Below are 25,814 nucleotides of genomic sequence, written 5' to 3'. Positions count from 1 at the left end.
CGAGAATCCTCACTAACTAGTTCTAAAAATCGCGTGTTAAGCTGTGGTCAGCTTTACCCTGGGGTCTATTGCACCCAATAACGGATTTGTAATTGCAAATTCCCAAAGGCGATCGCTCCTTTCCCAAGTCGATCGCTTTCCCAGTCAATAACCTGTATTCACACTTAGTTTGAGAAGCGATCGCACCTGGCACGCGCGATCGCTTTTGTTTAAGCTCCGAAATGACGACCACTGTCTAAGTCGATTACGTACCCGCAGTCTTCGCAACAGGCAAGCTTTTCCTCTTCGTCATCCAGGTCGATAAACATATTGCCTCCGCAATCACGGCATTCCCCATAAAACTCGAAATTGCCTTGGTCGTCATCTTCGTCATATTCGATTTCAATTGGATTACTCATAAAATCGCCGAATCTGAATTTTGTTGGACAATTCTTGAATCTTTTCTATTCGCTGGTTGATTGTGAGACGCGAGATGTATTGATCGCACAGAATTTCAAAATCTAAGCCTTTGCAGGTTTTGGCTGATGGCAATCCTCTGAAGGTGTAGGCAAGTCGCCGCAGTAAGCGGTCGAGAAAATGTAATTCGTCAGTGGCGTTTAGTTCACCCATTTTGTTGATGATTTCTTGTAGTTCGCTGTCGTCCGTGGGTGGGATATTCCAAGAGTCACAAATTTCGCTTAAAAAATACTCTTTGGGAATTAAATCGCCGTGAATTTCGGTGTACGGTAAATTTCCGTGTACTTCCATAGATTGTCTTTATTTTTCGTTATTTATCGGATTTTTAAATAATGTCCACAGTCGCCCAAAGCTTGATTTTTCGGCATTTTCAGCCGTCCACAGCCGATTTTTTGGGCATTTTTTCTGTGGACGCTGTGGACAACTTAGACAAGCTCAATTGATGCATTATTTGGCGGGTACAGTACCACTTGCAAACACTAGAAACTGATTTATTTTTAAGGATAAAACTGGTGTTTGCAGGCTGTGGACGAACTGTGGACGGACTGTGGACGCTAATTTATCCACTTCCAACCCAGGCGATCACCACTGCCTTCTATTTCTCCCAAGCCCCTATCAGCTAGTGCTGCAAAGATGATCCGCACCTCGTCCGGTTGCATCCCATCAAAAAGCCGGCTGGCTTTTAGAAGTATGCGAGCTTTTAAAATCTCTCCTGGGTGAGATTGTCCCCAGTTGAGGATAAATTGCTCATACTCGTTAAGCTCTGTGAGCTTATCTATTTTCTCCTTTGGCGTTGGTGGTGAGGCTGCTGGTGTGGTTCCCCAGTTACTTAAGTCAAGCTCACAGGGAAGGTCATCAACCATGAAACGCTTTTTATCACCAGCTTTTAACCACTGTTCAAGGCGATCATCTTTTAGTTTCGTCCTGGCGTGGTCACGACCAAATTGCCCCAACCTCACCAGCACAAAGCAGCTGTAGAGTGTGTCCTTATCTCCCTGCAACCCGAAATTCTCTGCGGTGTCGTTTTGGGCAAGCGCACAGATAAACTGCTTGTAACGCCTACCACGCTTGGCATGGCGTTTAATCCAGGAGGTAGCGTTGTCGCATTCATCCACCAAAATCGGGAATTCTTCAGCAATCATGAACCGTTCTCGCCCGGCGATCGCGTTATCTCCACCCTCACCGCGTAGCTGAACAAGTTCTTGTAAGGTGGTTAAGTCTTGTCCCATCGCGGTGTCGATGGCTTTAAAATTTCCCTTGCGCCCAATGACATCGGCTTGATCAATCCATCCCCAATCATCAGGTTTGGCATCAGAATCATAGACAACGACTCTACCACCAATTTTTGATGATAAGAACTGAGTAAAAGTTGACTTACCGTCCCCAGTCCCGCCAACTAAAGCGACGTGTTTCTGTTTTTTCTGGATGTACTCAATGGGGTCTGTAATCATGTTTTCGGGTTGCCAATTGGCATCAATAGCACCAACCGTTAAGGCTAGTTGTGCGGTTGGCTGGGTTTGAGTTCTCGCTAACGCTTGATAGTTAACCCTTGATGCTTGGTCGATATCGCCTAGCATCTGGTTTAATTGTTTAGCTGATTTTTTGAGATTTCCTCCACCCCACAGGGCAGTTGCAGCCCCAAAAAACAGCCAAGGCCTGATTTGCTTTTGCTGAACATCAACGGCAGCGCACAAGACTAATACTGATGTGGCCCAGCACAGCCAAGATGCTGCTTTTGCTCTACTGTGCATCTGCAAGTAAGTGTGTACTTGTGAGGGGTGTAATTGGCTCATAATCCCAGCACTACCCCCACTGTTGCTAATGCCAGACGAAAAGCCAAGATACGCTGTAATTCGGGAATCGCTAGCAGTTGCCACAGTACCAGCACCATAATCACAAAGGCGATCGCACCACCAACTCTCATGAAATTTGGCAATGGAAAGCTTGCCCAGCAGCTACTAACCAGTGCGGGGATAGTAATTGATGCGGTGATATCAAATACTAGGTCTGGTAGGTTGCCAGGAATTGCGATCGCATTTATCCACCCTTGGCGAAACTCCTCAATTTTGTTGGTTTGCTGCTGGGGCATGGGTGCATAAGGAGTGCGATCGCTGGGAATTTCCACTACGATTTTTTGCTCATCTGCCATACTGCACCTCAATCTTCAGGTAGAAAGGGCGTTCGTTTTGCGGCTTATAAAGGGCAATTAGCGAAAAAAGAAGTGATAAGGCTGTTATCAAGACGATTATCACTTGATTCATGGCTCATCCTCACTTATATCAAGGAAAGCCATTGCTTGATTGACCGCTTGCTGGTCTTCATCTGATCGGCCCAAGTTGGGTAATCCAGGCTCATCTTTAGCGACGACGGCGGAAGCTCTTTCGGCTATGTCTTCAGGTACACCGTGAGCCGTTAGCGCTGACATCGATGCTTGATAAAGTTGATTATTCATCTTTCCCCCAATCGCTGTATTTGCCATAGCCACTGGTTTGAGTAAGGCGATCTGCTACGCGGTTAATCACCTCGATGTCACTTGTGGGTAATGGTTTACCCAGGTGGTAAGCGGCTGAGATATTAGCGGTTTCCTCTGCACTGGCACCGTTAGCGAGTAGCTGACCTTCGGGAAAGCTAACAGAATTAATGTCATTTTTTGGGTGGTTTGAATTAGTTTCCATCTGGTAAAATCCTTTCGTATCTGGTGTAAGAACTGGATTAGGCGATCGCGTTCCGTCCAAGGAAATCGCCTAAAAATCGGCTTTACTTGCAGTTGTGGAATTGAAGCTTGTAACTAACCACACCTGCAATGTGAGCCGAATACTTGGTTTAATGTCGATTGCTTGCTTGGTATCTAGTCCGATCGCGCGGCCGTCGTTAATCTTTACGTACAAGCTTTTACCAGTTTTGGATCTTGAGAAGAGTTGACCAGGTTCTAGAGTTGACCAGGTAACGGGGGACTTTCCGACTACATACTCAGCTTGATGTGAGTCAAAACCTTCCGCTAGTGGGTCAATAGTTAGGTCTTTCCATTGCTTTTTACGTCCTTTTAAGCCACTATTACCGCTTGATTTGCCGTTAGCAATGTGGCGATCGGCGATGTGTTGGTCAGTCATAGTAAGGTTATTAATAGGTTTACGTTCAGTTTTTCAACAACTTCATAGTTATTCGACCTTTCGCTGAAGTCTCTCTACTCACGGGTTTCAGCGATTTTTATTTTGCTCCTCCTCCTAGGTTGATTGCTTTTGGTCTTTGGGCGATTGCTCCTGGCGTGCAGTTCCTATTAGTACAGGCGTTATGGAACATGGCTCAATTGCACTGTAAACAGTGGGGCGTTGTATTCCCCTGAGTTTCTTTAACCCGCGTTTTTTGCGTCTGTTATTAATCTGCACAAGATTCTTTTTTGACATTTTTTACCTCTATTGAATTAAGCGATCGCTCCTGGCTTGGTGTAGTTTTCAGTCTGGTAATTGTGCGCTAGCCAGCAAACAAGCTCTAGTTGGTTGTCGTCGGTTAGCTGGTCACAGGCGATAACCAACTCCGGCGGGACATCTGAGAAGTTCATCTCATCAAATTGATATTCGACTGTGGTTGCTTCTCTTTGGGCTAGGCAGATGAGTGTTGCTATTCCTAGAGCTTGAGGTCGATCGCAGTTGGCGAGTATTTCATTGAGTAGTTGTTTCATAGCTTTTGCGGTTGTCGGTTAACTGGCGTTTCCCACTAGCAGGTCTTTGGCGTTCGCTCAGTGCTGGCAGGCTGCTATCTCTGCCTAGTTTGGGGATGAGGGGGATAGGGCATAAGGTTCTCAGCGCTGGCAGGTCTTTTTCTGTTTGCACTACGGGCTACAGGCTGCTATCTCTGTTTGTTTTGTGCCAAGATAAAACTACTTTACCCATGTAATAAGTTGATGCTAGCATTGCATGGGTAAAACAAGCAATCATTACATGGGTAAAATAAGGTAGGTTTACATGGGCAATCCAAATGGCACGAAAGGCGAAGACAGCTGTACACGGGATGAAGAAGAAAGACGTAACAGTCACTTTGACCCCGGCTGGAGTGGAAATGTTAGATCAGAAAGCTCAGTTGCTAGGGATAAGTCGGAGCGAACTTATAGAGCGAATAGCGAGAGAACAAGTCTTATCGACTTCAGAAGCTCAGATCATGGGGGAGTCTTTAGGGAGCTAATTGCTGAGTATCGTAGTCAAGTTGCTCTAAAACTTGGCATGATCAATTCCTTGCAAGAGGAAGTTAAACAGCTCGAATCAAGGATTCAGCAATTTGAAACCCTGCAATCAACAATAGAAAAACAACTAACTGAAAAACATTGAAGCCGTACTGCCCATAAAGCAGGCGGTTTTTTTGTGTGCCTACCTTTGAGCGATCATGACCCATGAAAATACCTAATCCCCAACACTTTAAACACAAATGCGAAAATTCTCCGATGCTGAATCCGGAGAATGTTTCGCATGGTGGAATTGAACATCTACCTTTCAATTCCTATGGAAATTATATTCAGTCTTCTGCTGAATCTCTTGATTATTTACTACTGCATAGTCGCATTCATAGAACTGACTAAATATGTTTATTGCGAGTGGCAAGCTTTCATCTCTAAATTCGCCAAGCAACCGCAAGGCAGGATGTCTCACTCGTACCGAACAGACCCCAGAAACAGATACCTACAAGGTGATTTACTCATTTTGGTTAAAGGTGATGTAGCAACAGCCAAGCGACTTTTAGCACAACAGCGAAGAAAAAATCCAGGTAAATCTGACAACTGGTATTTAGAGAAAGTTATCTACGACTTAGAACGCGATCGGCGACGTTAAACCATGCCCAATGACTTAAGCATGGCGTTAGCTGATCGGCTACCGCCATTTTTTATGGCTATTCCCCAGAAACAGACAAGCGATCGCCAATACCCAACACCCAATAACTAATACCCAATGACTAACGACTCACTGAAAGTAACCCTAAAAACTGCCACCGGACACCTTGTCCATGAAGCCGAACTTCCGCCATTTAAGGAATATCCCCAAGTAGTGATTTGGGGCGACAGAGTTTTTCAACTCAACCCAAAAGAAGTAGGTGGCAAGTACTACGAATGCTTTTTCTACATCGTTGTTGACCGCAACCAATGGATTAAGGAATTTAAAACCCAATGACTATGGCAACACAACAAGTAATTGACGGACTAAACACCGAATTAACTCGCCTGGGGTGGAAATGGGAGAACCCTAGAGTTCAAGCATTCATCAGGGAAGTAGAAACCAGATATCAAAAAGCAATGCCTCATCCACTGGCAGCACCAGACAAAGTAATTATTCGCCTAACCCAACTACTTAATCTTTACTTCCAGTGCCAAAACCTCATGCAAATACTCGTGATCAACTGGCAAGACGAAGATATTCAAGCTGCATTTAAGAAGCACGGCTACGGAAACAGAATGCCTATCCACGGATGGAAGGAATTGGTAGACCAACTTGATGAGCGTTGGTTTATTTCAGGAGGCGGCTTTTAAATCTGACATCAATGAGGGGTGATCTGTCTGCTAGAAAAATTTTCGTAATAGTAGACCCTGAACCGTCACTAACCGTCACTTCCTTACACAGCAAGGGTTCTGAACCGTCACTTCTACCGTCACTTCTACCGTCACTTCTACCGTCACTTCTACCGTCACTTCTACCGTCACTTCTACCGTCACTTCTACCGTCACCCCATAACAGAACGTTTGTACTCATCCATGAAACACATCAACCGCTCATACCCTGTCTCCTGTCCCTTGTCTTTTATGAAACACAAAAACAACAGAATACTTGCTTAATTGACTCTTTTTTCTAAGCACATAGTTCTTTTTTTTACAAGGTAAAATTATGAAATTACTCACACAAAAAAAGAAGGTTTGCAACAGCAACCTTCAACAAAATCAATTCTTTTCTTTAACTAATTCTAACATTTTTGGAGGTAGAAATGGTTAAAAAAACTGCTTCCACACAAGTATTAGAGACAGAAAAGCAGAATAAATTTAACTCATTTGACGAATTCAAAGAATTTGTTGAAACAGCATTTATTGAGGGTAGCGGAATTGACCCACAACTGTTTAAACACTGTATAGAGTTTCATGAAAGTTTAGAAATTCTGCCAGGGAATGAGCCGACAACACCGATTCATGAAGCTCTAAATTGGCACTTCACCCGTTTTGGCAAACAAGTTAAGGAAACATTATATGCAGCATTTTTTAAAAATGAGGACGGCTCAATTTGGCAAGCGGTACTGAGCTTATGGGATGAAGAACGCCAACGCCCGTATCTCTATCGCGCACCGAATGACAACGGCGACAGAGTTTTTCTGCCCCCCATCCCCGCCTCAATTAGAAAACGAATTGCATCACGCTACGGTGTAGAAGTCCCAATGGAAGGTAGTTTTTGGGAATGGTATAAAAACTCATCCATTCCCAGAATTATTGGTGAAGGTGGCAAGAAAGCATTAAGCGGTTTCAGCCAAGGCTATGTTGTCATGGCGCTTTACGGTTGTCGTTGCGGGGTAAAATCCAAAGATACGGACGGCAATGAAATCGCACCCGTACTCATCCCTGACCTAGAACAATTCCACAAAGATGATGCTATGTGGTTGTTTGCCCTAGACAGAGACGAGAAACCAAAGGCGAAAGCATCTGTCAGTGCAGGTAAGCGAAACTTGACTAACACTTTGCTTAGAACAGCCAAGTGTTACGTCGAAGATATCTTTTGGCGACCAGAACAAGGAAAAGGACTCGACGACTTAATCATGAATAGTGGTAGCGGCGCGTTTGATTCAGCCTATGCCAAGGCGATTAGTCGGCTAGAAAAACAGTTCCGTCCCCAGGGTACTGTTGACGAAAGCGATCGCAAGCCATCACAAGTTTTTGTGGCCCGACATATTGCTGAGAAATATCGCAATATCCTGGCATTCAACAACGAGATTAGCTGCTGGATGCGATATGCAGCCGACCATGACGGGATGTGGACAGCCGAAACCGAAGAATATATTGAATCAGTAATCTACCAAATAGTGTTATCTGAAGGGTTTGAGAATTTCTCGGCTAGCTTCATCTCCAGTGTTGTCAAAATTCTCCGGCATGAACTGATTGAGCGAACCTGGGGAGAGCGATCGCCCAACGAATTGCTTCCATTCCGCAACGGGGTTTTAAATATTGCTACTGGGGAGCTAATGCCCCATGCCCCCGGCTATCGCCTGACTTGGCAACTACCCAGAGATTACACTCAGTCAGGCAACTGGGATACCATCAACAATTTTTTGGATCACTTGTCCAGTGGCAATGCTGCCATCAAAGACTTGTTACTCTGCTACTGCAACGCTGTACTCAAAGGACGTTGCGACTTACAGAAGTTCCTTCACCTCATTGGTTTGGGGGGAACAGGTAAGGGAACATTCTCCAGGCTGATCATCAACTTAATTGGCGCTCAAAACGTCCACACAACCACGCTTGAGGAATGGTGTCAGAATCGATTTGAAGGCGCAAACGCTTACCGCAAGCGGTTAGTAGTCTTCCCAGATGAAGACAGACAGCAAGGTAAGCTAGGGAAATTTCTCAGCCTGACAGGACAGGATTTAATTAGAGCTGAGGAAAAACGTAAGAAAGCCTTCCAGTACAGATTTGACGGTATGGTACTGGTGATGAGTAACTTCCCCGTCTTTGGTGGTGACAGTGCTAGCCGAGTTAAACGGCGGGTGATTACAGTTCCCTGTAACAACCCAGTTGCCCCAGGCGAAGTGAGAGACTTGGAAGCCGAATTTGAACCGGAACTCTCAGCTTTTACCAATTACCTGTTGAGCATTCCAGACAGCCACGTTACCAGTGTGCTGCGGGGAATCCGAGAAATTCCAGAATGTACTTTGGAATTCTGGGAAAACCGGATGAGGATTGATTCAATCGCCGCTTGGCTCAATCAACAAATTATTTATGACCCTACATCCGTAACACCAGTAGGAAGTAACAGACAAGAAGGGGCTAACGGCGAAAGAATTGTTACTTTGTTTGGCTCCTATGTCCGTCACTGCAATGCATTGGGCGATGTTCCCAAGAGCCACAAAAACTTTGCCCCCGATCTAATCGAGTTGTGCCGTAGTGTCATCGGCTGGGAAGTAGATAGAAAAGTTACCAATACAGGTAAATTTGTACGCGGTTTGCGACTGAGAATAGCTGGGACAGATGACCATATTCCGACCCATGATTTTTACCTTATGCAACGTGTCGCAGCCGGTGACGGTAAAAGTGACGGTTCAAGTGACGGTTCAAGTGACGGTTCAGAACCCTTGCCAAATAAGGAAGTGACGGTTAGTGACGGTTCAGCCCCTACTATTACCGAAAATTTTATTTGCGAAAATATCCCCAGCGACAACCAACCCCAAACCGAAATTTTATGCCCAAGAACCTCACTCCCATTACCAAAAGCCTTTCACAATGAGGTTTCCGGGAAACTAGTTAGATTTACCCCCCTTCGCTACCAAGAAGACAACCGCACCAGATGGAAAATTAGCGTTGAAGGGCAAGTTAAGGAGTTAGCAATCTCCAGCCGGGGTAAAGACGATGCGATCGCTCAACTGGAAACGGCGGCCAAAAAATTCATTGATGATAAATTCCCTTGGAAGCCAGAATTAAACCAGCCGGCTATATATGGTGGTGAACGAGTAGAGGTAGTGGGTTATGAATCCAACCCCAGAAGATACCAAATTGAATTTAAGTCAGGGCATAAAGAATACGTCAAACCCTCAAAGCTTGAGAAACCCCCTACCCAGTGATTTAAGATGCCCTCATTGCGGAAGCGATCGCATTTTTCGCAATGGGCACAACAAGCTGAGGCGAACAGGCGAGAAAGTTCAAAGGTTGTACTGTAACCAGTGCGACCACACCTTCAGCAAACTAAGTTAAGTGAACTTAGCCAAAGTTTATAAAAGTTATTGATTAGGTGTGATTGCTTGGTTTTGCGATCGCCATGTTCCTGTTTAAGTACCTGTAAGGGTAAAACAGGTATATTGTGCATCTCTTACGCAGTAGTAAACCCGCAAATCAGACATAGCAAGGCTTCTGGATACTTGCAATATTCCACTTCTACATAAAAGTGGAAGATTTACTATTTTTTATGCTGCTATTACAACGGATTTATTCACTTCAATAAAAAAATCCAGTTTTATGGCGGAGCCAACCTTAGCCCAAGTTTTTGGAACAGGCACAACTCAAGATGCTGATGAAGTTGTGATTCCTAAATCAGGTTTAACTGGTGTGGGACTAGTTGCCTCATCAACAAATAATGCTGAATCACTTTTTGTAGCATTTCTACTTCAAGGTTCAACTGTTCTCAACGAGACATCAAGAACCGCAAGTTCTGATGTCTCTGTGGTGATCAGCGAACCCAGCGAAAGTTTATTAACCCAAAACTCAATTCGCTATCGCGTTACCTCTTACACAGTCGAACTCTACAAAGAGGAACCCACAAGCACAACTAACCCGATGGATTATTAAAAATGGTAAGCACAGTAACAGCCTTGACAGATGTTTCACCAGTTACCCAAACATCTCTAACTGATGCCATCAAAGCAGCCTGGGTTAGTACATTGGGATATACGGCGATTGATGATTACACAGTTAGCACAACGCGAAATCTAGTATTTCAAAAGTCTTTAGGGCTGGGAAAAACATACGATAATGTTTACTTTCAAATTAGTGTTACTAGTGGCTTGATAATATCCCAGATATTTCATACAGGCTGGAATGCCAGTACACACGTTGGTACTAATTCTGGTAGCGCTGGTGTTCAGGTTACTTTTGTAAATACTTCACCAGTTAGTATGAAAACTTTTAGAAGTAATTCTGGTGAATTTGACTTTCTTGTTGTCTATCAGAACTTAACTTCTCATATTTTGGGATGGTTTAGACCTGCAACACTCAATAATGTTGATGAAAATTTCTATTGCACTTTTTTGCATTGGCAGAATTTTTTCAATAGTATGTTATTTCGTGGGGTTGGTGCCGCCGCCAGCTTACTAGGTGAAACACAGTGGGCAGTAATTCATGGGAATATTTCACTAACGAATCACTACAACAAAAATGATATTATTCCCAGGTTGATAATCTATTCTTCTGGTAAATCAGTCTTAGGGATTACCAGTGATGATATTGCTCTTGGGGCGGGTAATGGACTTGGCTTATTTGCAACAGTAGGAGACTGGATTAAGGTCTGGAATGGGGGAGCTTCATACTCAAGCATATTTCTGAAATAGTATGACAGATGTAGGAATAGCACCAGTTATCAGCTTTAGTTCCTACTCAGGAGGTATGAGTAAAAGTATTGATAATTCTTTTACTTTTTACTCATATATTCCCCCTATTCAAGTAGGTTCTATTAGTAGCTTAAGTCACTTTTCCAGGGGTGCATTAGTAGCATTCCAAGTAATACCAAGCTTCAACTTTTACAGTTATAGCGCTGGAATATCATCTGTGATATTTGGTGGCTTAACTCTTCCCTTTGCACCTATTCCCGTTGGTTTTAATCAATCAGTCTCTTATCAAAGTGTTGATGGCATTGCACCTATTAACTTAATAGATGTTCTAGGACTACCAACTATTCAATACTTTGTAGGTTTTAACGAATGGCTGGAGTATGAGTCGAATTATTCTGAGAGTGCATCACAGGCATTTAATTTAAGATATTTATCTTCCAAGCCTGCTGGATTAATTGATAACTTAGCTGAATTACTGGGATTCAATTATTCACAGGATATCAACGAAATCAGAATTAAAATTTCCGACTTGTCCTTGTCAGATGCCAGTAAAGCACAGAATATTCTAGTTGCAATTATATTCAATGCCTTGGGCGCTTTCATATTCTCCAAAACAATGAAGGCTGAATTATGGGGAATAAAAATCATTAATGATACGAAGTATGCAGCAATTGTGGTTACAAAAACTGAACTAGAATGACAAAGCAATTTTGTAGCACAGATAATTCTAAAGCAAGTATCACTGTTGAAACCATCAATGGTAGTAAGACAGCAATTTTCGACGACCCACCTATCAAAATAGATGTATATAATTCATCCAAGAAAATATATCTCAAAAATCAATGGGAAAATACACGACAGCTAATAAATGTTATTCCTAGTAATTGGGCTGGAGAGATATTTGATAGAAACTTGTATGTCTTCTCTGAAGGCGGATGGAGATATTACAAAGCCGGATACCAAAGCTTTGCGAACCTGATTTACACCGTGTTTTTTATTGAGAAAGACACCCCGGAATACGCTACTTATCTTGTTAGAAAATACACTTACGAAACAGAGTTTAGCGCTAACAAAATGATATGTGCTTATACCCCTACTACTTTCTATGGATGGGAGGTATACGATACATCAGCTTATGTTGTGAAATGCGATGGCTGCTTACCCCACGAAACGCGAGTAAATAAAGCTAAATATCCAGGTTATTACTGCCTTGATTGTGAGGCTATCGATAGCAGATTGAGAAGAGTAGGAGATAAGCTCGATGGCGCAAACAGATGATGAGGTTTTAAAGCTATATAGAAGAATTCAAGAGTTAGAAAATAAGGTTGATAAGTTAGCCAGAATTGGCGAGAGATTAACCAAGGCTGAAAAAGATATTTTAGATTTAGGCGGAATTATTCAAAGTGTGATTGATGATGTTGGTCATCTGACTGAAGCTGTCGGAGAACATAACAAAACTGCTAGTAATAACCGCAATATTTTTCAATCAATTATTCAAGCTTTTATAGAGGACTAATGACTGTATTTCAACAGATATCGCCAAGTGCTTTAAGAGCTTATAAAGCATCTAGGTATATGAATGGCAACCCCCAAAAAATGTTGCTGGAAGCTAAACGCGCTAGTCGTGCAACTTCTCAGTTTATGAGTAGGGGTGGTGCTAGAGCAGCAGCCAAAAGAATGAAACTTTTGAAAAAAAGTGCCAAGGAAACTAAAACTCTTTGGGATACTTTCTTAAAAAAAGTACCAGGTGGAACCCAAACACAAAAAGCATCAGGTTCTGGTCGTGTCATGGGTGCTTTATATAGCCTGGCAATTTCATTGGGAATAGCAACATTTATGCTCAAGCTCAATGAACTTGTGCAAGCAGCTAATGACAGAAACTTTGACAGGTTGGGAAATGATTTATCTAAGGCATTAAGTAGTGTTCAACTAACCAAATCACAGTTGAATACAACGAATAAAAAGGTGAAGGAATTTGAACTACAAGACCAGCGTACTAGGGATAGAATTTACACTCTAGAGAAGCAGTTCCCCACAGTTAGAGAAAATGCTAACAATGCCTTGTATGAAACCAGACAAGGTAGAAAAATTTTAGAAGACAAAATTAATGTTAATAAAAAACTGGCTAACGATGCTTTATATGAAGTCAGAAAAGGCAGAGAAATACTAGAAAATAAGATATCTAGCATTAAAACCAAAATAGATACCCAATTTGAAAACTTTAAAGCACAGCTAGAAACTATCAGGTCTAAAATTTCGGATTCAGGTACTTCGGCAATCAAAAATTTGCAAACTGAAATTATCAAGGTAGGAATTGGCGTTAAGGAAGCCGCTAAAAAGAATGAATCTCTAGAAAAGAAACTTGATGCACTTCCGCCTACTATTATCAACATTCAAAAAGAGCTTGCTAAAATCAAGCCTGATGAAATAGTAGGTACTACTATCAAATATGTTGATGGAAAGATAGCAGAAATTAAAGATATCCTCAGAAAAGATATTCAGCCTAAAATTGATGCTCAAGGCAAAGAAATTAAAGATATTGGTGGTGTAACTGTCACTAGTTATGAAGGCGTGACTAAAAGCCTAAAAGATACTTACAGTTTATCTTTTGAAGCTGGCGCGGCTAAATGGAATGAAGATATTAGAGCCGCACAAGCCGAAATTCTCAAATCTACAAGCGTCACAATATCTTCTAATACCACCACATCATCGGCTCAAACTGCCCAGCAACTTGAGAAGCTCAAAACAGAAATTAAGGCTGACTTAAAACAACAAACCAAAGAACTTGAGAAGTTAAGGACTGATTTAGATAAAACTAAGCAATCTTTACCTTCACCATCTGAGATTAATAGTTTGAAAATTCAAACTGGCAATCTTAGCCAAAAAATCCCCCAATTAGAAAAAGATATCAAAGAGCAAAAGAAAGTGAATGATGCAGCTTTACCCAAACTAGATGATATTTCTGCCAAGCTGGGACTTATCCCAGCGCTCACGGCTAAAACCATCAAGCCAGATTTGCCCACAACCGGACAAATTGAACAGGCCACAGGTACAGCAATTTGTCGAAGTCTTAACGGTGGCTGTGCTGGGAAAAGCCTCAATGATGCTGTAGGCAACATCAACAACAACGCTAACAACAATGCCAATTCTTTATTAGATGCGGTCAACACTGGTGCTAATGCTGCTCAGTTGGGAATTTTGACAACTATCAACAACAAACTAGGCGATCAGGTTCCCGGTGGCATCAGTGGCAAGCTTGACCGATTCTCAAAATGGTTGCATCTTGACCGACTGCTAAACATGATGATTTTTGCAACCACTGTACATAATGCCTTTCAACTTTCAAATGATATTGCAACTACTTTAGGCAGTGCATTAAGTAATATTCTTGGTTTGATTGGGTTAAAGGATGATACAGGAAGCAATATTGATATCGGGCAAATTATCAATTCAACTGTTGAGAATTTAGTAAAGGGTATTGTTGGTGAGGAAAATTATCAATCCATCAACGCAGCTTGGCAGAAAGCTAATAGAATCTACCAAGCTACAACCAATGTTTTGAATAATTTGATGAATGTTAACTCTGTAATTACGAATGCTCTAGAAGTTATTGGCAGTTACACGGGCAAAATTGGTAATGCTCTCAGGATTTGGGGTGTAGTGGGTGAGAAAGCTTATAACTGGATGAATCCACAACCAAGCTTTGACAATAAATGGATAACCAAATTGCAACAGTTGCAAGAAGGAGCCAACACCGTTGCAATGGTTGCCCAAATTCCTGTTGATGGCGTAAACGCAGTTACAGAACTTACAAATTCAACAACGGAATTTATCAAAGCAGTTAAACAAGAACCTGATACCAAAGATGGTTTAGATGTTGGGGAAGCAGCCAAGGTTAAAGTCGCAGTAGAAGCGGGTAAAGCTGTAAGCGCTCCACCATTATTTGACATCACTGATTTATTTGATGGAGATGATTAACTATGTCACTTCCTGAAAATTTCAACGGTTGGGAACATTTACAAAAAACTTATATGCTTGAATACAACCGTAGGGTTGATAAGTTTTTTAGTGATGTTCAAGGTAATGGTGATTTATCAAATGTGCGGTCAAGTTTAAAGTTAGCTTGTAGGCTTGTTGATGGTGATAATGAAGCAACTTGGAGTTTACGCACTTCGTTATTTTTTGATGTTATTGGTTATTCTAGGAAAAATTTATCTATTTTCTATGGAAGCAACATAGATACAGCTTTACCCGTGGCTGGGCATCCTCAATTATTTTTATATTTCTCCCAAGATTCGCAAGCAGTCCCGCTTAACGGTAAACGGCTTGACCATGAAAAATCGTGCCGCTTGACTCGTTATGCTTGCAAGTCTGGTCAATCCTTACCTGCTGTTACCAAAGCTAATTTATTAGATATTGCCCATGAAATAAAAGCTCAGTTTGTTTCTGGTGGTAAAGGCATTATCTATACTGCTGGTAAGCTTTCAGTAAGCTATACAGACCCAGCGAACGGATTTCCTAAAGGTACTCGATGGTTGGTTAATTCTAAGAGCGAGGCAATAGAGTTATATGGGAAATTGTGCAATGTGATTGACCGACCATTTGACATTAACAAAATGAATGTTAATACACCAGAAAAAGACAGCACAACTCAAGTTATAAACACAACCGACACAATTTTAGGTAAACAATACAAGCAATATGCATACCGTCCGGTAGCCAATTTAAGGTTTAGGTATGCTTATGTTTCCTTCGGTGGTTCAGCCTCCCCAATTTTTCTGATAGATACCACTTTTAGAAATACAGCCTTGATTGCGTAAACACTTATTTTTTTTATTTTCATTCCGCAACATAGGGAAAGGTATAACCTTTCCAACTCTCGCAACCTATATAAAGCAGTGCTAGTTATTAATAAGTTAATTTTTAGCAAAAATCTGCATTTAATTTATGCCTACAAGAGTAGCTGGAGTTGAAAATACACCTCACGTAGTTGGCACGGGAGACAATAGAGTTTTATTAGTTCTACCTGATGTTTATTCTAGTGTTGGTGCAGCCTTGGGTGTAGTGAAGTTGGTAGGAGATCCACCAGCAGGCGTTCCTAGTACAACCGTTGGACGTGCGGTTGCAGATGGTTTAATTCGGAAAATTAGAATCTCATATATTGGTTCAAATGGTAAGCGCAAAGTTTCATCATTAATAGTTGCCGGTGACAAAGCAATGCAAGCTCGTGCATCTTTAATTGGCAGTACTTACCAATCTCACAAAATCCTTACCGCTTACTACCCCACAAGAATACAACTTGGGTAATTTATGCCCAAATTACAAAAATATTATGCTGCCAATGCTGACTTTGATAAATTTTATTTTAAGTCAACGGCTGGGCTTTACCAAAGTATCGGCAGTGTAACGACAGGCATTTACCCAGCACCAGACAATGAACTTGATTTACCAGAGTTTACAGTCAAAAACCTTTTACAAAAAGGTGTGTTAATTCGCCTCAATGCAATTGTTATTGTTGGCGGAAAAAAACGCTCATTTGATTTGCTTTGTAATCGGCTTGTTTTTCCTACTGTGCTTGATACTGCGCTAGATAAAACTTTTTCAATTACTGGCGGAGCTTCTGGACAAATCAAATCCTTAAACCAACGTAGAAGACAAATTTCTAGGGGATAAAATGGCAAAGTTAGATAAATATGTCGCAACCATTGACACAAAAAAATATGCTTTTCGTGCTCCTGCGGGGCTTTACGCTGGAGATGTGTCCACACAAGCAGGGATTGCTGTAGCACCTTCAGAGGATCAGGATCTGCCCGAATATCCGGTCAAAGAATTGCTTAAAAAAGGCATACTTCGTAGGCTAACTGCAATTACCACAACCGGAGCCGGTAAACGTAGTCAATTAAAATTACTGTGTGCCAAAGATAAGTTGGCCACAATTTTAGATGGACTCAAAAACAAAAGCTATTCAATTACCGGGGGCGGTTCTGGAACTATTAAATCTGTTGGCTTTAGCCGTCGAGTAGTCAGCCGTGGCTAGTTGGGAATCACTGGGTGAACCGACTGTCAGCAATAGTTGGCAGCAGTTCCCCTCATCCTTTGGTGATACTTTCCGTATCACTACAACTATTCAAAATCAAGACGATTGGGACAAGTGGAAATTTAGAAGCGCTGCTTATCTTCGTTTTATTTATGGAGATGGTAGCGCTTCTACTAACTACTACATTAGGGTGCTGAGTATCCCAACTGTTTATGTTTTTGCTGTTCCCAATGACTTAAGAAATCCTACATTTAGTTTAAGAACACCGGAAATTATCAGGGCTTCAAGATATCTACCACTTACACCAAATGATATGTTTGCGGCTTGGAAATTTAAGCTTGAAAAATTAATTGATTAATATGAAAGAACACCTAGACATAATAGTTAGCGTTTGTGTTTTGGTGGGTATGGTTTGGCGGTTGGCTTTAGTTCAAGCACAAATTTACAAAGCTATTGATGATGCACGTGATGAAATTGATGATTCTATCAATGCTGTTGCACATAAATTAGACTTGCATCTAATTGAGTATGGCGAAAAGAAAGAATTTACTGTTTATCGCTTCAATGGCATTGACGAAGTGATTCGTCACAAGTTCGACCGATGCTGGGGTGAAATTAAGCAAATTCAGAATTATCTTGCCAAACAGGGATTTATCCCCCGTGACCACAACAAATCAGATTAAACGCTCTGGGGATTCACTCGAGTAATTTACTTGGATTTTTTGATGTCGTTGCCTGCATTCCCGTAGAGAATTAAATCTCCATTCTCATTGACAATCTCTATGTAGCCATTAGGGTGAAAGTCTGGATAGATGTATTTACGAACTATTCCACTTTGCTTGAATGGCTTAAGGTGTTCATCGTGAGACGGAAACTCTACTCGGTCGCCAGGTTGTAATTTTCTCTTTGATTTTTTCATTCGCATAATTCGTTGTAAGCAGCTTTGATGATTCGCACTAAAATATGGGTACTTGTTGGGTCAAGTCTTTTATCGCTGATCAACAAAGCAGCAATTTCTTCAACAGTATCTAGCTGATTATCTGGTTGCTTTTCCGAGGTAATGAACAAAGTGCCAGGGTTTACTTCTAGCCAATTGCAAAGAGCAATAAAGCTTTCCATGTCCGGCTGATTGTAATTTTCTACCCTTGATAAAGTTGATGAGCTGATATTGCCAATCTCCGAGGCCGCGTCACGCAGTCCCTTTGTCCCGCGCTTGAGGCGGACTAGCTTTGCTAGCTGCACTATATCTAAATAGTTTTGCATTGTTCAGTAAATTAATGACGATATCTGTCCGGTGTGACAAAAGCTACTTGCTGCTACTTCCGCGATCGCATCTGGAATACTGCTACCAGAAAACGAAATGAGTAGCATTTGAGTAGAAAAAATGCTGCTGGTGAATGCTAAAAATCGGATTAAGAATAGCGCTTTTGAGCAGTAAATGAGTAGTAAAACTGAAGTAAAGCCGAGAAAGACTTATACAATCGGTGGTTCAAGTGGTTAGACTAGTAACCACAGGTAACAATCAAAGGAATACTATGATGAGTGACCGTGATTACACATTGATTATTGACAAAAGCGGCAGTATGTCCACTCCTGACCAAGCGGGTGGCAGAAATAGATGGGAGATAGCTCAGGAATCAACATTAGCCTTGGCGAGAAAGTGCGAGCAATTTGACCCTGACGGCATTACTGTTTACGTGTTTTCTGGCAGATTTAAACGCTATGATGATGTGACATCAGCAAAAGTCGCGCAGATATTCCAAGAAAACGATCCGGCTGGGACAACAAATTTAGCTGGTGTACTCCAAGATGCACTCAATAACTACTTTAAGCGCAAAGCTGCAGGTAAAACCAAACCCAATGGCGAGACAATTTTAGTCATTACGGATGGTGAACCTGATGATCGCAAAGCCGTATTTGAGGTGATTATCAATGCTACCCGTCAGATGGAGCGAGATGAGGAATTAGCCATTTCGATGATTCAGGTTGGTTCAGATTCCCAAGCTACTAAGTTTCTGAAAGCTTTAGATGACCAGTTACAAGGTGTTGGTGCTAAATTTGATATCTGCGACACTGTGACTCTAGATGACTTAGAAGAGATGAGTCTTGCAGATGTATTGATGAATGCGATCACAGATTAATCATATTTAATTCTGCCAGGGTTATCTAAATAAATGATGAGCAATGATTGGAGATATCAGCCATGCTAGAAAATCGGGATTACACTTTAATTATTGATCAAAGTGCTAGCATGGCTACCACAGATCAAAAAAATGGTACAAGTAGATGGACAGCATTACAAGAATCAACATTTGCCTTAGCTGCTAGATGTGAAGAGTTTGACTTAGATGGTATTACTATTTATCTATTTGCCAAAGGCTTTAAGCGCTACGATTACGTTACAGCAGCCAAAGTCAAGGAAATTTTTACAGAAAATATCCCTGGAGATACGACCAACTTAGCAGGTGTATTGCAAGACGCAATTAATAACTATTTTAAACGTAAGGCAGCCGGCAAAACCAAGCCAGCAGGCGAAGTAATTCTAGTGGTTACAGATGGGACACCAGGCGATCGCCAAGCAGTATTTGAGGTAATTATCAATGCCACTAAGCGATTAGACAATCCGCAAGAATTGAGAATTTCCCTGATTCAAGTTGGTGCAGATACTAAAGCAACTAAGTTTCTCCATGCTTTAGATGACGAATTACAAAGCGTTGGCGCTAAATTTGATATTTGTGACACCATTACCTTAGACCAATTAGAAGATATGAGCCTGACAGATGTATTAATTCAGGCAATAAATGATTGAGTAATCAGTATTTTTCTCTCGGATGTATAGCAAAAGCTTAATAGCAATCAGAGAGAAATCATAAATTTCGCAAATTATCTTTAGCTGCCCTATTTAATTCAATTTTGACTAGATACTTGGAGACATTAGAAATGCTAGACAATCGTGATTACACTTTAATTATTGATAAAAGCGGGAGTATGGCTACCCCCGATCAAAAAGGTGGTAGAACCAGATGGCTAGCTGCACATGAATCAACTTTAGCCCTAGCTAGTAAATGCGAACAATTTGATCCAGATGGGATTACTATTTATGTCTTTTCTGGTAAATTTAAACGCTATGAAAATGTAACATCTGCGAAAGTATCACAAATTTTCCAAGAAAACGATCCATCTGGAACTACTGATTTAGCTGGAGTACTAAAACACGCAACTGATGATTACTTTCAACGTAAGGCTGCTAATCAAACTAAGCCCAATGGTGAGACAATTTTAGTAGTTACTGATGGAGAACCAGACGATCGCAAAGCTGTAATGAAAGTGATCATCGAAGCTTCCCGGAAGATGGATCGCGATGAAGAGTTAGCGATTTCTTTCATTCAAGTGGGTACAGATGCTAATGCTACTCGCTTCCTCAAAGTCTTAGATGATGAACTCCAAGGAGCTGGTGCGAAGTTTGATATCTGCGACACAGTTACAATGGAAGATATGGAAGATATGAGTCTTGCAGAAGTGCTACTCAATGCCATAAATGACTAAAGCCAAGTAGCCATCATTCCTGCTGTATAGCAATTAGGGATGAAACAGGACGAGGAACTATGGGCTAGAGACTAGTATAGGCATAAAGTGGTGTTAATCTTGTTTACAGGAATCAGATAATGGATGCCATTGATAAGCTGTTAGCTGAACTCAAAAATGAATATCAGGAACCAAAACCCTCTCAACCTCAGCCACAGCCACAGCCTCAGCTAGGTATAGCCCAACCTGCAATCCCAACATCACCAAAAGCAGCCTCATTAATTGATAACCTTTTGGACGAAGTGAAAGCAGATTTTGCCCAAGTCGATGCAGCTGAACAATTGCAAAGACAGCAAGAATTAGAGCAAGAACGTATTCGCCAAGAACAACTGAAAGCAAAACAACTAGCAGCTTTGAAAAAACAGGCAGAAGAATGGCTAGCTAAATTAGATCCATTTTCACCTGAAGGGCTGTGGTTTGAAAGATTTGCTGAAGGATATCCTTCAAAATTAGCAGCAGCAATTGAATATTTGCAAAACAATTAGTAGGATGCGTTAATAACGCATCCTAAATTTTATATTTCTTCTTCCTGTTTCCTCCCTACGCAAATAATTTCAGAAATTAAGGCGGATTCTTATATTGCACTGCAAGTAGGTGCAGAATTGCTAGATACGGGAGGAATAGTATTCACAGAATTCGCTATTAGCTCTAATTGTCCATTACTATTAACTGTCCATCCTTGAGCCTCAATAATTACGGATGGTGTATTTTGAGATATTTGCGGCAACACTTCTTGTTTGTTACCTCCTACTTTTGCCTCTACTCCTACTTTTGGCGACAACTCACGTAAATCTGTCCAAACAGTCTTGCCAAGAATAGCGTCAGTAGGGTTTTCTGGTAATCCACCCCGTCCTGTGACGACAAAATTATTGGCGCGATCGCCTCGACAACTAGCAGCAATTTGTTGATTAGAGTCTACAATATTTTTTGATAATTCTATATTGGCAATATTTTTACTAGTTTCTAAGTTAGTAATGGTGACAATACCATTCACCCCAAATTGTGAACTTGCATCAATTTTGCTATCTGGAGAAAAGAAAATGCCTTGAGTTTGTATTTGAATATTACCTCCTGGCCCAAATACAGCATTAGCTCTAATATCACTGTGATTGTGAGCTAAAACAAAATCAGAATTAATATAAATATTGCCACCACCACCATTACTATCTAACACACTAGTACTAATTAAACTATTGTTATTGAGCAACAATAAATTACTAGTTATGTTTAAATTACCACCACCAGTTTTAGTAGAAGTTGCAACAATGTTGCCTTGATTAGTTTTTATTTGTCGAGAGTTAATCGTGATATTTCCAGCTTGACCTAAACCTGCACTATTAGTAGATATACGAGCTTGATTATTCAACTGCAAAATATCACTTGTAACTTGAATATTACCGCCATTGCCTTGTGATTCTGCTTTAGCTTCGCTAAAAGCGCCCGTAAATAATCCATTACTATAGCCATCAAACAGCATAGAACGGGCATCAATATTAATTAAACCTGCATTGCCTTTACCTGCAGTACTAGTAGTTAAGTAAGCGCCAGTCGTAAATTCTAGAGAGTCAGCATTAATATTAATACTGCCACCATCACCACTGCCTTTAGTGTCAGCAGATATTTGACTACCATTGCGAGCAGTTAATGATTGTTGCACATTTAAAAATATATTGCCGCCACCACCAGATAATGTAGATGCGGTGATGCTAGCAGGATTTTCCGCGGAGGTGTTATCTAGTAAAATAGCACCAGCTGCAATTTGAATATTCCCAGCTTTTCCTTGCCCTGGGGAAATATTAGAGTTAATGCTGTGGAAATTACTAGCACTAATAATGCCACCATCTTTAAGAGTTAAATTGTCAGTTGCGATCGCTAAGTTACCGCCATCGCCATTGCCTTGAATTGCACTAGCAAATAAACCACTGCGTCCTTGTTTGCTATACCCTACAGCTTCTATATCAGTAGCTTTGACTGTCAAATTCCCTGCATTTCCAGAGCCAGCAGTACTACTAGCAATTTGACCTCCATCTATCAGGCGCAAGGTTTGGGTATCTAGGTTTAAGTTTCCCCCCTTACCTGTAGCATTGGATGTGACAGTAGTAAATATCATGCTAGGAGCTTTACTAGAACTACCTATGAGCTCTACATCATTTGCCTGAATATTTAAATCTCCTGCGTTTCCAGAACTAAACGTACCTGTACCAATTTGAGCGCCATTGATCAACTGTAAACTTTGGGTATCAATGAATAAATTACCACCATTCCCCTTAGCTCCTGATTCTACATTTGCTAATAAACCAGTGGGTGACCCTCCTGGAGAACTACCACTTAGTTGCATCTGATTTGCTTTCACTTGCACAGTTCCCGCATTTCCAGAGCCAAAGGTTAGTGCTGCTATCTGTGCGCCACCAGCCATTTGCAAGCTGTCGGTATCAACCAACAATTGACCGCCATTACCCGTGGCTCTTGATTCCACATTGGCAAATAAGCCACTGGAACCCACACTAGCTGCACCTCCTACTAACTCTATCTCTTTTGCCTTAACAGTTAAAATTCCTCCATCTTTTGAATTGAAGGTGCTGACTGCCATCCTAGCGCCATTAGCAACATATAAGTTTTGCGTATCAATAGTTATATTACCGCCAGCGCCTTGGGTACCAGATTCTGAATTAGCAAATATGCCACTGGAAATCCTGCCTGAAGCACCAATTAACCGTATATTTGTTGCATTGATTTGAATATTCCCGGCATTTCCGAAGCCAAATGTATTAGAAAATGCCTGTGCGCCATTATTAATTAATAAGTTATCTGTTTCAATTACTAAGTTACCGCCATTACCTGTGGCTCCGGGTGCAACTGGTGTAAATAAGCCGCTAGGACCCGCAACACGCGAATCACCAGTCAATTCTACTTCTTGGGCTTTAACTTTTAAAGTTCCGGCATTACCAGAACCAAAGGTGCCACTAGAAATCTGAGCGCCACCAGCAACCAGCAAACTTTTTGTATCAATAAATAAATTGCCGCCATTACCGATGGCTCCAGGAGCCACATCGGTAGATAAATAAGTAATAAAAGGAATTGGTGATAGCGAACTGCCACTGACTGCTACAGAATCTACTCCCTTAATGTTCAGTGTTCCACCAGAACCATTACCCAAAGTATTTGCCAACATCGCAGAGGCATCTTTGATTTGGATATTACGCCCCTGTAACTTGATAGTACCGCCACTATTGCCGCTGACTTCTAGGGAGGCTGCTTGCGAAAGGTTAATGTCTTGAAAACTATTAACATCCTCATAACTCAATTCCCAACCAGAGGTAATAGGATTGAGTTTGACAAAACTGTTTGTGCCAACACTTCCTAGCTCAATTCGTCCTTCTTGTGCAGTCAGATTACCCCCTGCGATCGCAATATCTCCACCTACCAAAGCGAGGGTTTTCTGTGACTGTACCTGAAGTCCTACAGGTCTATTGTCTGTAATTACAGAAAAGTTATCTTGATTAAAACCTGTATTATTTCCTGGGCCATTAACAGTAATCATGCCTGTATTAGTAGGCCCATATTGCAACCCCAACGGAATACTAACTGTCAGCAGAGTGTGTGTTTGAGGACTGGTAGCACTAAATTCACTACCATCAGTAAATTTGATGCTGTTGGCTGTTGAGGCAATCAAAGAACCACCAATATTTAAAGAAGCATTAGCGCCAAAAACAATACCATTAGGGTTGATGAGAAATAGGTTAGCTGTGCCTTGGGTACGAATTAAACCATCAATATTTGAGATAGCGCTGCCAGTGATGCGGCTGATAATATTTTGAATATCAGTAGAGTTATTAAAAGATGATGTTTGTCCTGTGAGCAGGGAAAACTGTTCAAAGCTGTGAAATAAATTATTACCTACTCTAGTGCCGCCATCGATGTTAAAGGTTGCATCATTTGTAGTGACAATTGTATTAATAGGTAGAGAATTATCTGGAATCACTTGTGCCGCAGCAGTTAACCTGATATTTGCTAACGACCAGATAACAAGAGGTAAGCCCAGCAAAATTTTGAGGTTGACAAATTTGCTCTGTTTTTTCGTCGTTAGCATAGTTGTTGCATTTCTCTTGTTAGACGACATCATCTTAGCTACTGAGTAACTAAAAGTCTTCTCTAATCTCAAAAATTAAATAACTGATTGCTCAAAAGGTGGCGCTCAATTGCTCCCGTTTTGACAATCCCCTCAATCAAGGGAAATTTGTGTTAGAAGAACCCCGATTTCTTCAAGAAACCGGGGTTAAGGTTTGTTGCTGATCTGAACCGCATTAGTAGACATCCAAGATTCTTAATCAGTCCAGTGTCCTTACACAAATTTTACGAAAGTTCTTGCCTAAAGTTCTTTAACTGGTGGTATTTGGTTCATCCCAACCACCAGTACCAGATCCACTACCAGTACCAGATCCACTACCAAATCCACTCCCATCACCCCAACCACCTACAACTATTTCAGCTTCTTGATCACTGAGTTGGCTCAATTCAAATAGCTGGATCGTTTTGCTATTTTCTTGATTGTATGGGTAATTATTTTTGGGAAATTTTGCCTTCATATTATTCTTTAAAATTTCTAGTATTTTGCTGATGATTTATAGTCTAAATTTCTTTGATTTTTCAATGCATATTTTGTTTTTAACTAAGATTAGTTGACAATCTTACTCTGGTGACCTTATAAGATAACAGGATAAATATTACCAACCACCAGAACCACCACTACCACCAGAACCACCGCTACCACCAGAACCACCACTACCACCAGAACCACCGCTGCTCCAAGCTAGTGATGTTTCGCCTATATTTGATTCGGGAACAATGGAGATGCTAACTTGTATGCTGACAATCTCTGTACCGCCTACTACTAATTCCAATTCTTCGTCGCTAAGTTCAGTCAGTTCTACTAGTTGCATAATTTTGCTATTTTCCTTTGCTTTTATAGAATTATCTGGCATTAAGGTCTTCATAAATAGGTTGTCTATATTGATAAATATATTTATATATTAACGATATTCTTGTGTAAGAAACACTCTTAAGTAACTTATTTTTGTAATTTTAATATTCAAGGTGACTTTTATAAAAACTATTTATTGATGCCGTATAAATACTTTGCTTTAGATTTTTATGTCAGATTTTTTCTGATATAAAAAACAAAGCATAGGAGTATTTAAAGATAGTTAACAGTATTTTTGCGTAACTGTTTAGAGCAACTTTATCTAAATTAAATAGTGAAAACTCGCATTTAAGTCAAAATATCTATAGGATTCATTGAAAGCGGCGGGAAACTCCATCCCCTTGTGGGTGGAGAGGGACAGCCGCCCCGCCGCTTGGGGCATTGGGCATTGGTAATTTCTTCGCCATGCCCCATGCCCATACCATCTGTCGCATTCTTTTTTTAAATTGGTATAACTTGGCAAAGCAGCAATTATATTTTCGT

The 25,814-nt window shown here is 41.0% G+C and carries 38 protein-coding genes; 21 read left to right on the top strand and 17 right to left on the bottom strand.

Translation table 11 applies throughout. From position 1 onward, the window contains the following. Window positions 1–22: 22 nt before the first annotated feature. The 10 genes from HG267_RS07870 to HG267_RS07825 all read right to left on the bottom strand — a co-directional run bounded on the left by HG267_RS07870 (window position 23) and on the right by HG267_RS07825 (window position 4,286). Complete coding sequence (locus HG267_RS07870) at window positions 23–232, bottom strand: hypothetical protein (protein WP_155539495.1); 210 nt, start codon at window positions 230–232, stop codon at window positions 23–25. Next, window positions 210–398, bottom strand: coding sequence for a hypothetical protein (locus HG267_RS07865; protein WP_045872804.1), 189 nt, complete (start codon window positions 396–398; stop codon window positions 210–212). Before HG267_RS07865 ends, HG267_RS07870 begins: the two co-directional genes overlap by 23 nt. Beyond that, entirely contained in the window at window positions 391–747 is a 357-nt protein-coding gene (locus HG267_RS07860; protein WP_045872803.1) for a hypothetical protein, read from the bottom strand. Before HG267_RS07860 ends, HG267_RS07865 begins: the two co-directional genes overlap by 8 nt. Before the next feature lie 263 nt (window positions 748–1,010). Further along, window positions 1,011–2,249 carry a hypothetical protein gene (locus HG267_RS07855; protein WP_045872802.1) on the bottom strand — a complete coding sequence of 413 codons (1,239 nt, stop codon included), beginning with the start codon at window positions 2,247–2,249 and terminating at the stop codon, window positions 1,011–1,013. Continuing rightward, complete coding sequence (locus tag HG267_RS07850) at window positions 2,246–2,605, bottom strand: hypothetical protein (RefSeq protein WP_045872801.1); 360 nt, start codon at window positions 2,603–2,605, stop codon at window positions 2,246–2,248. The genes HG267_RS07855 and HG267_RS07850 overlap by 4 nt, the downstream gene beginning before the upstream one ends. Before the next feature lie 108 nt (window positions 2,606–2,713). After that, window positions 2,714–2,908: a hypothetical protein gene (locus tag HG267_RS07845; RefSeq protein WP_045872800.1), complete on the bottom strand. Its 195-nt coding sequence runs from the start codon at window positions 2,906–2,908 to the stop codon at window positions 2,714–2,716. Continuing rightward, complete coding sequence (locus HG267_RS07840; RefSeq protein ID WP_045872799.1) at window positions 2,901–3,131, bottom strand: hypothetical protein; 231 nt, start codon at window positions 3,129–3,131, stop codon at window positions 2,901–2,903. Before HG267_RS07840 ends, HG267_RS07845 begins: the two co-directional genes overlap by 8 nt. Before the next feature lie 69 nt (window positions 3,132–3,200). Further along, the gene (locus HG267_RS07835; protein WP_045872798.1) at window positions 3,201–3,566 is read right to left on the bottom strand and encodes a hypothetical protein; all 366 of its coding nucleotides are present in this window, start codon (window positions 3,564–3,566) and stop codon (window positions 3,201–3,203) included. 311 nt (window positions 3,567–3,877) lie between these two features. Beyond that, window positions 3,878–4,135, bottom strand: a complete 258-nt coding sequence (locus tag HG267_RS07830; protein WP_045872797.1) for a hypothetical protein — start codon at window positions 4,133–4,135, stop codon at window positions 3,878–3,880. After that, window positions 4,116–4,286, bottom strand: coding sequence for a hypothetical protein (locus HG267_RS07825; RefSeq protein WP_155539493.1), 171 nt, complete (start codon window positions 4,284–4,286; stop codon window positions 4,116–4,118). The genes HG267_RS07830 and HG267_RS07825 overlap by 20 nt, the downstream gene beginning before the upstream one ends. A 145-nt stretch (window positions 4,287–4,431) precedes the next feature. Here HG267_RS07825 and HG267_RS41890 point away from each other — a divergent pair, with 145 nt between their 5' ends. The 4 genes from HG267_RS41890 (at window position 4,432) to HG267_RS07805 (ending at window position 5,968) form a co-directional block, all read left to right on the top strand. Continuing rightward, window positions 4,432–4,635, top strand: a complete 204-nt coding sequence (locus HG267_RS41890; protein WP_045872796.1) for a ribbon-helix-helix domain-containing protein — start codon at window positions 4,432–4,434, stop codon at window positions 4,633–4,635. 281 nt (window positions 4,636–4,916) lie between these two features. Continuing rightward, on the top strand, window positions 4,917–5,276 hold the full coding sequence (locus HG267_RS07815) for a hypothetical protein (protein ID WP_235623101.1): 360 nt from the start codon (window positions 4,917–4,919) through the stop codon (window positions 5,274–5,276). Between the two features lie 117 nt (window positions 5,277–5,393). Further along, entirely contained in the window at window positions 5,394–5,612 is a 219-nt protein-coding gene (locus HG267_RS07810; RefSeq protein WP_045872795.1) for a hypothetical protein, read from the top strand. Beyond that, entirely contained in the window at window positions 5,609–5,968 is a 360-nt protein-coding gene (locus HG267_RS07805) for a hypothetical protein (protein ID WP_045872794.1), read from the top strand. Before HG267_RS07810 ends, HG267_RS07805 begins: the two co-directional genes overlap by 4 nt. Here the strand turns inward: HG267_RS07805 and HG267_RS07800 are convergent. Further along, window positions 5,946–6,188: a hypothetical protein gene (locus HG267_RS07800; protein WP_155539491.1), complete on the bottom strand. Its 243-nt coding sequence runs from the start codon at window positions 6,186–6,188 to the stop codon at window positions 5,946–5,948. The genes HG267_RS07805 and HG267_RS07800 overlap by 23 nt on opposite strands. Window positions 6,189–6,417: 229 nt before the next feature. On the opposite strand from HG267_RS07800, the gene HG267_RS07795 reads away from it, so the two are divergent. From HG267_RS07795 to HG267_RS07735, 13 genes are all read left to right on the top strand, one after another. After that, entirely contained in the window at window positions 6,418–9,249 is a 2,832-nt protein-coding gene (locus tag HG267_RS07795; RefSeq protein ID WP_052335328.1) for a phage/plasmid primase, P4 family, read from the top strand. Window positions 9,250–9,640: 391 nt separating this feature from the next. Continuing rightward, on the top strand, window positions 9,641–9,970 hold the full coding sequence (locus HG267_RS07790; protein WP_045872793.1) for a hypothetical protein: 330 nt from the start codon (window positions 9,641–9,643) through the stop codon (window positions 9,968–9,970). Between the two features lie 2 nt (window positions 9,971–9,972). Further along, complete coding sequence (locus HG267_RS07785) at window positions 9,973–10,728, top strand: hypothetical protein (protein ID WP_045872792.1); 756 nt, start codon at window positions 9,973–9,975, stop codon at window positions 10,726–10,728. Window position 10,729: 1 nt separating this feature from the next. Continuing rightward, window positions 10,730–11,428, top strand: coding sequence for a hypothetical protein (locus HG267_RS07780; protein WP_045872791.1), 699 nt, complete (start codon window positions 10,730–10,732; stop codon window positions 11,426–11,428). Then, the gene (locus tag HG267_RS07775; RefSeq protein WP_045872790.1) at window positions 11,425–12,006 is read left to right on the top strand and encodes a hypothetical protein; all 582 of its coding nucleotides are present in this window, start codon (window positions 11,425–11,427) and stop codon (window positions 12,004–12,006) included. The genes HG267_RS07780 and HG267_RS07775 overlap by 4 nt, the downstream gene beginning before the upstream one ends. Continuing rightward, window positions 11,990–12,244 (top strand): hypothetical protein, encoded by a 255-nt coding sequence (locus HG267_RS07770; protein ID WP_045872789.1) that lies wholly within the window; start codon window positions 11,990–11,992, stop codon window positions 12,242–12,244. The genes HG267_RS07775 and HG267_RS07770 overlap by 17 nt, the downstream gene beginning before the upstream one ends. Further along, complete coding sequence (locus HG267_RS07765) at window positions 12,244–14,706, top strand: hypothetical protein (protein ID WP_045872788.1); 2,463 nt, start codon at window positions 12,244–12,246, stop codon at window positions 14,704–14,706. The genes HG267_RS07770 and HG267_RS07765 overlap by 1 nt, the downstream gene beginning before the upstream one ends. A 2-nt stretch (window positions 14,707–14,708) precedes the next feature. After that, window positions 14,709–15,548, top strand: a complete 840-nt coding sequence (locus HG267_RS07760) for a hypothetical protein (RefSeq protein ID WP_045872787.1) — start codon at window positions 14,709–14,711, stop codon at window positions 15,546–15,548. 127 nt (window positions 15,549–15,675) lie between these two features. Further along, window positions 15,676–16,035 (top strand): hypothetical protein, encoded by a 360-nt coding sequence (locus tag HG267_RS07755; protein ID WP_045872786.1) that lies wholly within the window; start codon window positions 15,676–15,678, stop codon window positions 16,033–16,035. Between the two features lie 3 nt (window positions 16,036–16,038). After that, a complete protein-coding gene (locus HG267_RS07750) occupies window positions 16,039–16,401 on the top strand; it encodes a hypothetical protein (protein WP_045872785.1) in 363 nt (120 codons plus the stop codon). A 1-nt stretch (window position 16,402) separates the two neighbouring features. After that, a complete protein-coding gene (locus tag HG267_RS07745; RefSeq protein WP_045872784.1) occupies window positions 16,403–16,765 on the top strand; it encodes a hypothetical protein in 363 nt (120 codons plus the stop codon). Next, window positions 16,758–17,123: a hypothetical protein gene (locus HG267_RS07740; RefSeq protein ID WP_045872783.1), complete on the top strand. Its 366-nt coding sequence runs from the start codon at window positions 16,758–16,760 to the stop codon at window positions 17,121–17,123. The genes HG267_RS07745 and HG267_RS07740 overlap by 8 nt, the downstream gene beginning before the upstream one ends. Before the next feature lies 1 nt (window position 17,124). Next, window positions 17,125–17,448, top strand: coding sequence for a hypothetical protein (locus tag HG267_RS07735; RefSeq protein ID WP_045872782.1), 324 nt, complete (start codon window positions 17,125–17,127; stop codon window positions 17,446–17,448). A gap of 26 nt (window positions 17,449–17,474) precedes the next feature. On the opposite strand, the gene HG267_RS07730 is transcribed toward HG267_RS07735, so the two are convergent. After that, complete coding sequence (locus HG267_RS07730; protein WP_045872781.1) at window positions 17,475–17,684, bottom strand: hypothetical protein; 210 nt, start codon at window positions 17,682–17,684, stop codon at window positions 17,475–17,477. After that, complete coding sequence (locus HG267_RS07725; RefSeq protein ID WP_045872780.1) at window positions 17,681–18,028, bottom strand: helix-turn-helix domain-containing protein; 348 nt, start codon at window positions 18,026–18,028, stop codon at window positions 17,681–17,683. The genes HG267_RS07730 and HG267_RS07725 overlap by 4 nt, the downstream gene beginning before the upstream one ends. A gap of 272 nt (window positions 18,029–18,300) precedes the next feature. Between HG267_RS07725 and HG267_RS07720 the strand changes: the two genes are divergently transcribed. From HG267_RS07720 to HG267_RS07705, 4 genes are all read left to right on the top strand, one after another. Then, window positions 18,301–18,906 (top strand): vWA domain-containing protein, encoded by a 606-nt coding sequence (locus HG267_RS07720; RefSeq protein WP_045872779.1) that lies wholly within the window; start codon window positions 18,301–18,303, stop codon window positions 18,904–18,906. 62 nt (window positions 18,907–18,968) lie between these two features. Further along, window positions 18,969–19,574 carry a vWA domain-containing protein gene (locus HG267_RS07715; RefSeq protein WP_045872778.1) on the top strand — a complete coding sequence of 202 codons (606 nt, stop codon included), beginning with the start codon at window positions 18,969–18,971 and terminating at the stop codon, window positions 19,572–19,574. Between the two features lie 131 nt (window positions 19,575–19,705). Beyond that, window positions 19,706–20,311 (top strand): vWA domain-containing protein, encoded by a 606-nt coding sequence (locus HG267_RS07710; RefSeq protein WP_045872777.1) that lies wholly within the window; start codon window positions 19,706–19,708, stop codon window positions 20,309–20,311. 119 nt (window positions 20,312–20,430) lie between these two features. Beyond that, complete coding sequence (locus HG267_RS07705) at window positions 20,431–20,835, top strand: salt stress protein, Slr1339 family (protein ID WP_045872776.1); 405 nt, start codon at window positions 20,431–20,433, stop codon at window positions 20,833–20,835. 89 nt (window positions 20,836–20,924) lie between these two features. On the opposite strand, the gene HG267_RS07700 is transcribed toward HG267_RS07705, so the two are convergent. The 4 genes from HG267_RS07700 to HG267_RS07685 all read right to left on the bottom strand — a co-directional run bounded on the left by HG267_RS07700 (window position 20,925) and on the right by HG267_RS07685 (window position 25,745). Next, the gene (locus tag HG267_RS07700) at window positions 20,925–24,473 is read right to left on the bottom strand and encodes a filamentous hemagglutinin N-terminal domain-containing protein (RefSeq protein ID WP_081584096.1); all 3,549 of its coding nucleotides are present in this window, start codon (window positions 24,471–24,473) and stop codon (window positions 20,925–20,927) included. Window positions 24,474–24,729: 256 nt separating this feature from the next. After that, window positions 24,730–24,936 carry a hypothetical protein gene (locus HG267_RS07695; RefSeq protein WP_045872774.1) on the bottom strand — a complete coding sequence of 69 codons (207 nt, stop codon included), beginning with the start codon at window positions 24,934–24,936 and terminating at the stop codon, window positions 24,730–24,732. A 138-nt stretch (window positions 24,937–25,074) separates the two neighbouring features. After that, window positions 25,075–25,332: a hypothetical protein gene (locus HG267_RS07690; protein WP_045872773.1), complete on the bottom strand. Its 258-nt coding sequence runs from the start codon at window positions 25,330–25,332 to the stop codon at window positions 25,075–25,077. 287 nt (window positions 25,333–25,619) lie between these two features. Further along, on the bottom strand, window positions 25,620–25,745 hold the full coding sequence (locus HG267_RS07685) for a hypothetical protein (RefSeq protein ID WP_255325298.1): 126 nt from the start codon (window positions 25,743–25,745) through the stop codon (window positions 25,620–25,622). Between the last annotated feature and the right edge of the window lie 69 nt (window positions 25,746–25,814).

The sequence above is a fragment of the Tolypothrix sp. PCC 7601 genome, from assembly GCF_025677855.1.
Taxonomy (GTDB): Bacteria; Cyanobacteriota; Cyanobacteriia; order Cyanobacteriales; family Nostocaceae; genus Aulosira; species Aulosira diplosiphon.
This window is presented reverse-complemented; position numbering and strand designations above follow the sequence as displayed.

Coding starts and splice junctions, on each gene's coding strand:
- HG267_RS07795 (WP_052335328.1), top strand. CDS start 6,418: ATGGTTAAAAAAACTGCTTCCACACAAGTATTAGAGACAGAAAAGCAG.
- HG267_RS07815 (WP_235623101.1), top strand. CDS start 4,917: ATGGTGGAATTGAACATCTACCTTTCAATTCCTATGGAAATTATATTC.
- HG267_RS07700 (WP_081584096.1), bottom strand. CDS start 24,473: ATGATGTCGTCTAACAAGAGAAATGCAACAACTATGCTAACGACGAAA.
- HG267_RS07750 (WP_045872785.1), top strand. CDS start 16,039: ATGCCCAAATTACAAAAATATTATGCTGCCAATGCTGACTTTGATAAA.
- HG267_RS41890 (WP_045872796.1), top strand. CDS start 4,432: ATGGCACGAAAGGCGAAGACAGCTGTACACGGGATGAAGAAGAAAGAC.
- HG267_RS07745 (WP_045872784.1), top strand. CDS start 16,403: ATGGCAAAGTTAGATAAATATGTCGCAACCATTGACACAAAAAAATAT.
- HG267_RS07835 (WP_045872798.1), bottom strand. CDS start 3,566: ATGACTGACCAACACATCGCCGATCGCCACATTGCTAACGGCAAATCA.
- HG267_RS07840 (WP_045872799.1), bottom strand. CDS start 3,131: ATGGAAACTAATTCAAACCACCCAAAAAATGACATTAATTCTGTTAGC.
- HG267_RS07715 (WP_045872778.1), top strand. CDS start 18,969: ATGCTAGAAAATCGGGATTACACTTTAATTATTGATCAAAGTGCTAGC.
- HG267_RS07710 (WP_045872777.1), top strand. CDS start 19,706: ATGCTAGACAATCGTGATTACACTTTAATTATTGATAAAAGCGGGAGT.
- HG267_RS07790 (WP_045872793.1), top strand. CDS start 9,641: ATGGCGGAGCCAACCTTAGCCCAAGTTTTTGGAACAGGCACAACTCAA.
- HG267_RS07845 (WP_045872800.1), bottom strand. CDS start 2,908: ATGAATAATCAACTTTATCAAGCATCGATGTCAGCGCTAACGGCTCAC.
- HG267_RS07780 (WP_045872791.1), top strand. CDS start 10,730: ATGACAGATGTAGGAATAGCACCAGTTATCAGCTTTAGTTCCTACTCA.
- HG267_RS07775 (WP_045872790.1), top strand. CDS start 11,425: ATGACAAAGCAATTTTGTAGCACAGATAATTCTAAAGCAAGTATCACT.
- HG267_RS07785 (WP_045872792.1), top strand. CDS start 9,973: ATGGTAAGCACAGTAACAGCCTTGACAGATGTTTCACCAGTTACCCAA.
- HG267_RS07685 (WP_255325298.1), bottom strand. CDS start 25,745: ATGGGGCATGGCGAAGAAATTACCAATGCCCAATGCCCCAAGCGGCGG.
- HG267_RS07695 (WP_045872774.1), bottom strand. CDS start 24,936: ATGAAGGCAAAATTTCCCAAAAATAATTACCCATACAATCAAGAAAAT.
- HG267_RS07855 (WP_045872802.1), bottom strand. CDS start 2,249: ATGAGCCAATTACACCCCTCACAAGTACACACTTACTTGCAGATGCAC.
- HG267_RS07830 (WP_045872797.1), bottom strand. CDS start 4,135: ATGAAACAACTACTCAATGAAATACTCGCCAACTGCGATCGACCTCAA.
- HG267_RS07765 (WP_045872788.1), top strand. CDS start 12,244: ATGACTGTATTTCAACAGATATCGCCAAGTGCTTTAAGAGCTTATAAA.
- HG267_RS07730 (WP_045872781.1), bottom strand. CDS start 17,684: ATGAAAAAATCAAAGAGAAAATTACAACCTGGCGACCGAGTAGAGTTT.
- HG267_RS07735 (WP_045872782.1), top strand. CDS start 17,125: ATGAAAGAACACCTAGACATAATAGTTAGCGTTTGTGTTTTGGTGGGT.
- HG267_RS07705 (WP_045872776.1), top strand. CDS start 20,431: ATGGATGCCATTGATAAGCTGTTAGCTGAACTCAAAAATGAATATCAG.
- HG267_RS07755 (WP_045872786.1), top strand. CDS start 15,676: ATGCCTACAAGAGTAGCTGGAGTTGAAAATACACCTCACGTAGTTGGC.
- HG267_RS07805 (WP_045872794.1), top strand. CDS start 5,609: ATGACTATGGCAACACAACAAGTAATTGACGGACTAAACACCGAATTA.
- HG267_RS07850 (WP_045872801.1), bottom strand. CDS start 2,605: ATGGCAGATGAGCAAAAAATCGTAGTGGAAATTCCCAGCGATCGCACT.
- HG267_RS07725 (WP_045872780.1), bottom strand. CDS start 18,028: ATGCAAAACTATTTAGATATAGTGCAGCTAGCAAAGCTAGTCCGCCTC.
- HG267_RS07860 (WP_045872803.1), bottom strand. CDS start 747: ATGGAAGTACACGGAAATTTACCGTACACCGAAATTCACGGCGATTTA.
- HG267_RS07810 (WP_045872795.1), top strand. CDS start 5,394: ATGACTAACGACTCACTGAAAGTAACCCTAAAAACTGCCACCGGACAC.
- HG267_RS07690 (WP_045872773.1), bottom strand. CDS start 25,332: ATGCCAGATAATTCTATAAAAGCAAAGGAAAATAGCAAAATTATGCAA.
- HG267_RS07770 (WP_045872789.1), top strand. CDS start 11,990: ATGGCGCAAACAGATGATGAGGTTTTAAAGCTATATAGAAGAATTCAA.
- HG267_RS07865 (WP_045872804.1), bottom strand. CDS start 398: ATGAGTAATCCAATTGAAATCGAATATGACGAAGATGACGACCAAGGC.
- HG267_RS07720 (WP_045872779.1), top strand. CDS start 18,301: ATGATGAGTGACCGTGATTACACATTGATTATTGACAAAAGCGGCAGT.
- HG267_RS07760 (WP_045872787.1), top strand. CDS start 14,709: ATGTCACTTCCTGAAAATTTCAACGGTTGGGAACATTTACAAAAAACT.
- HG267_RS07800 (WP_155539491.1), bottom strand. CDS start 6,188: ATGAGTACAAACGTTCTGTTATGGGGTGACGGTAGAAGTGACGGTAGA.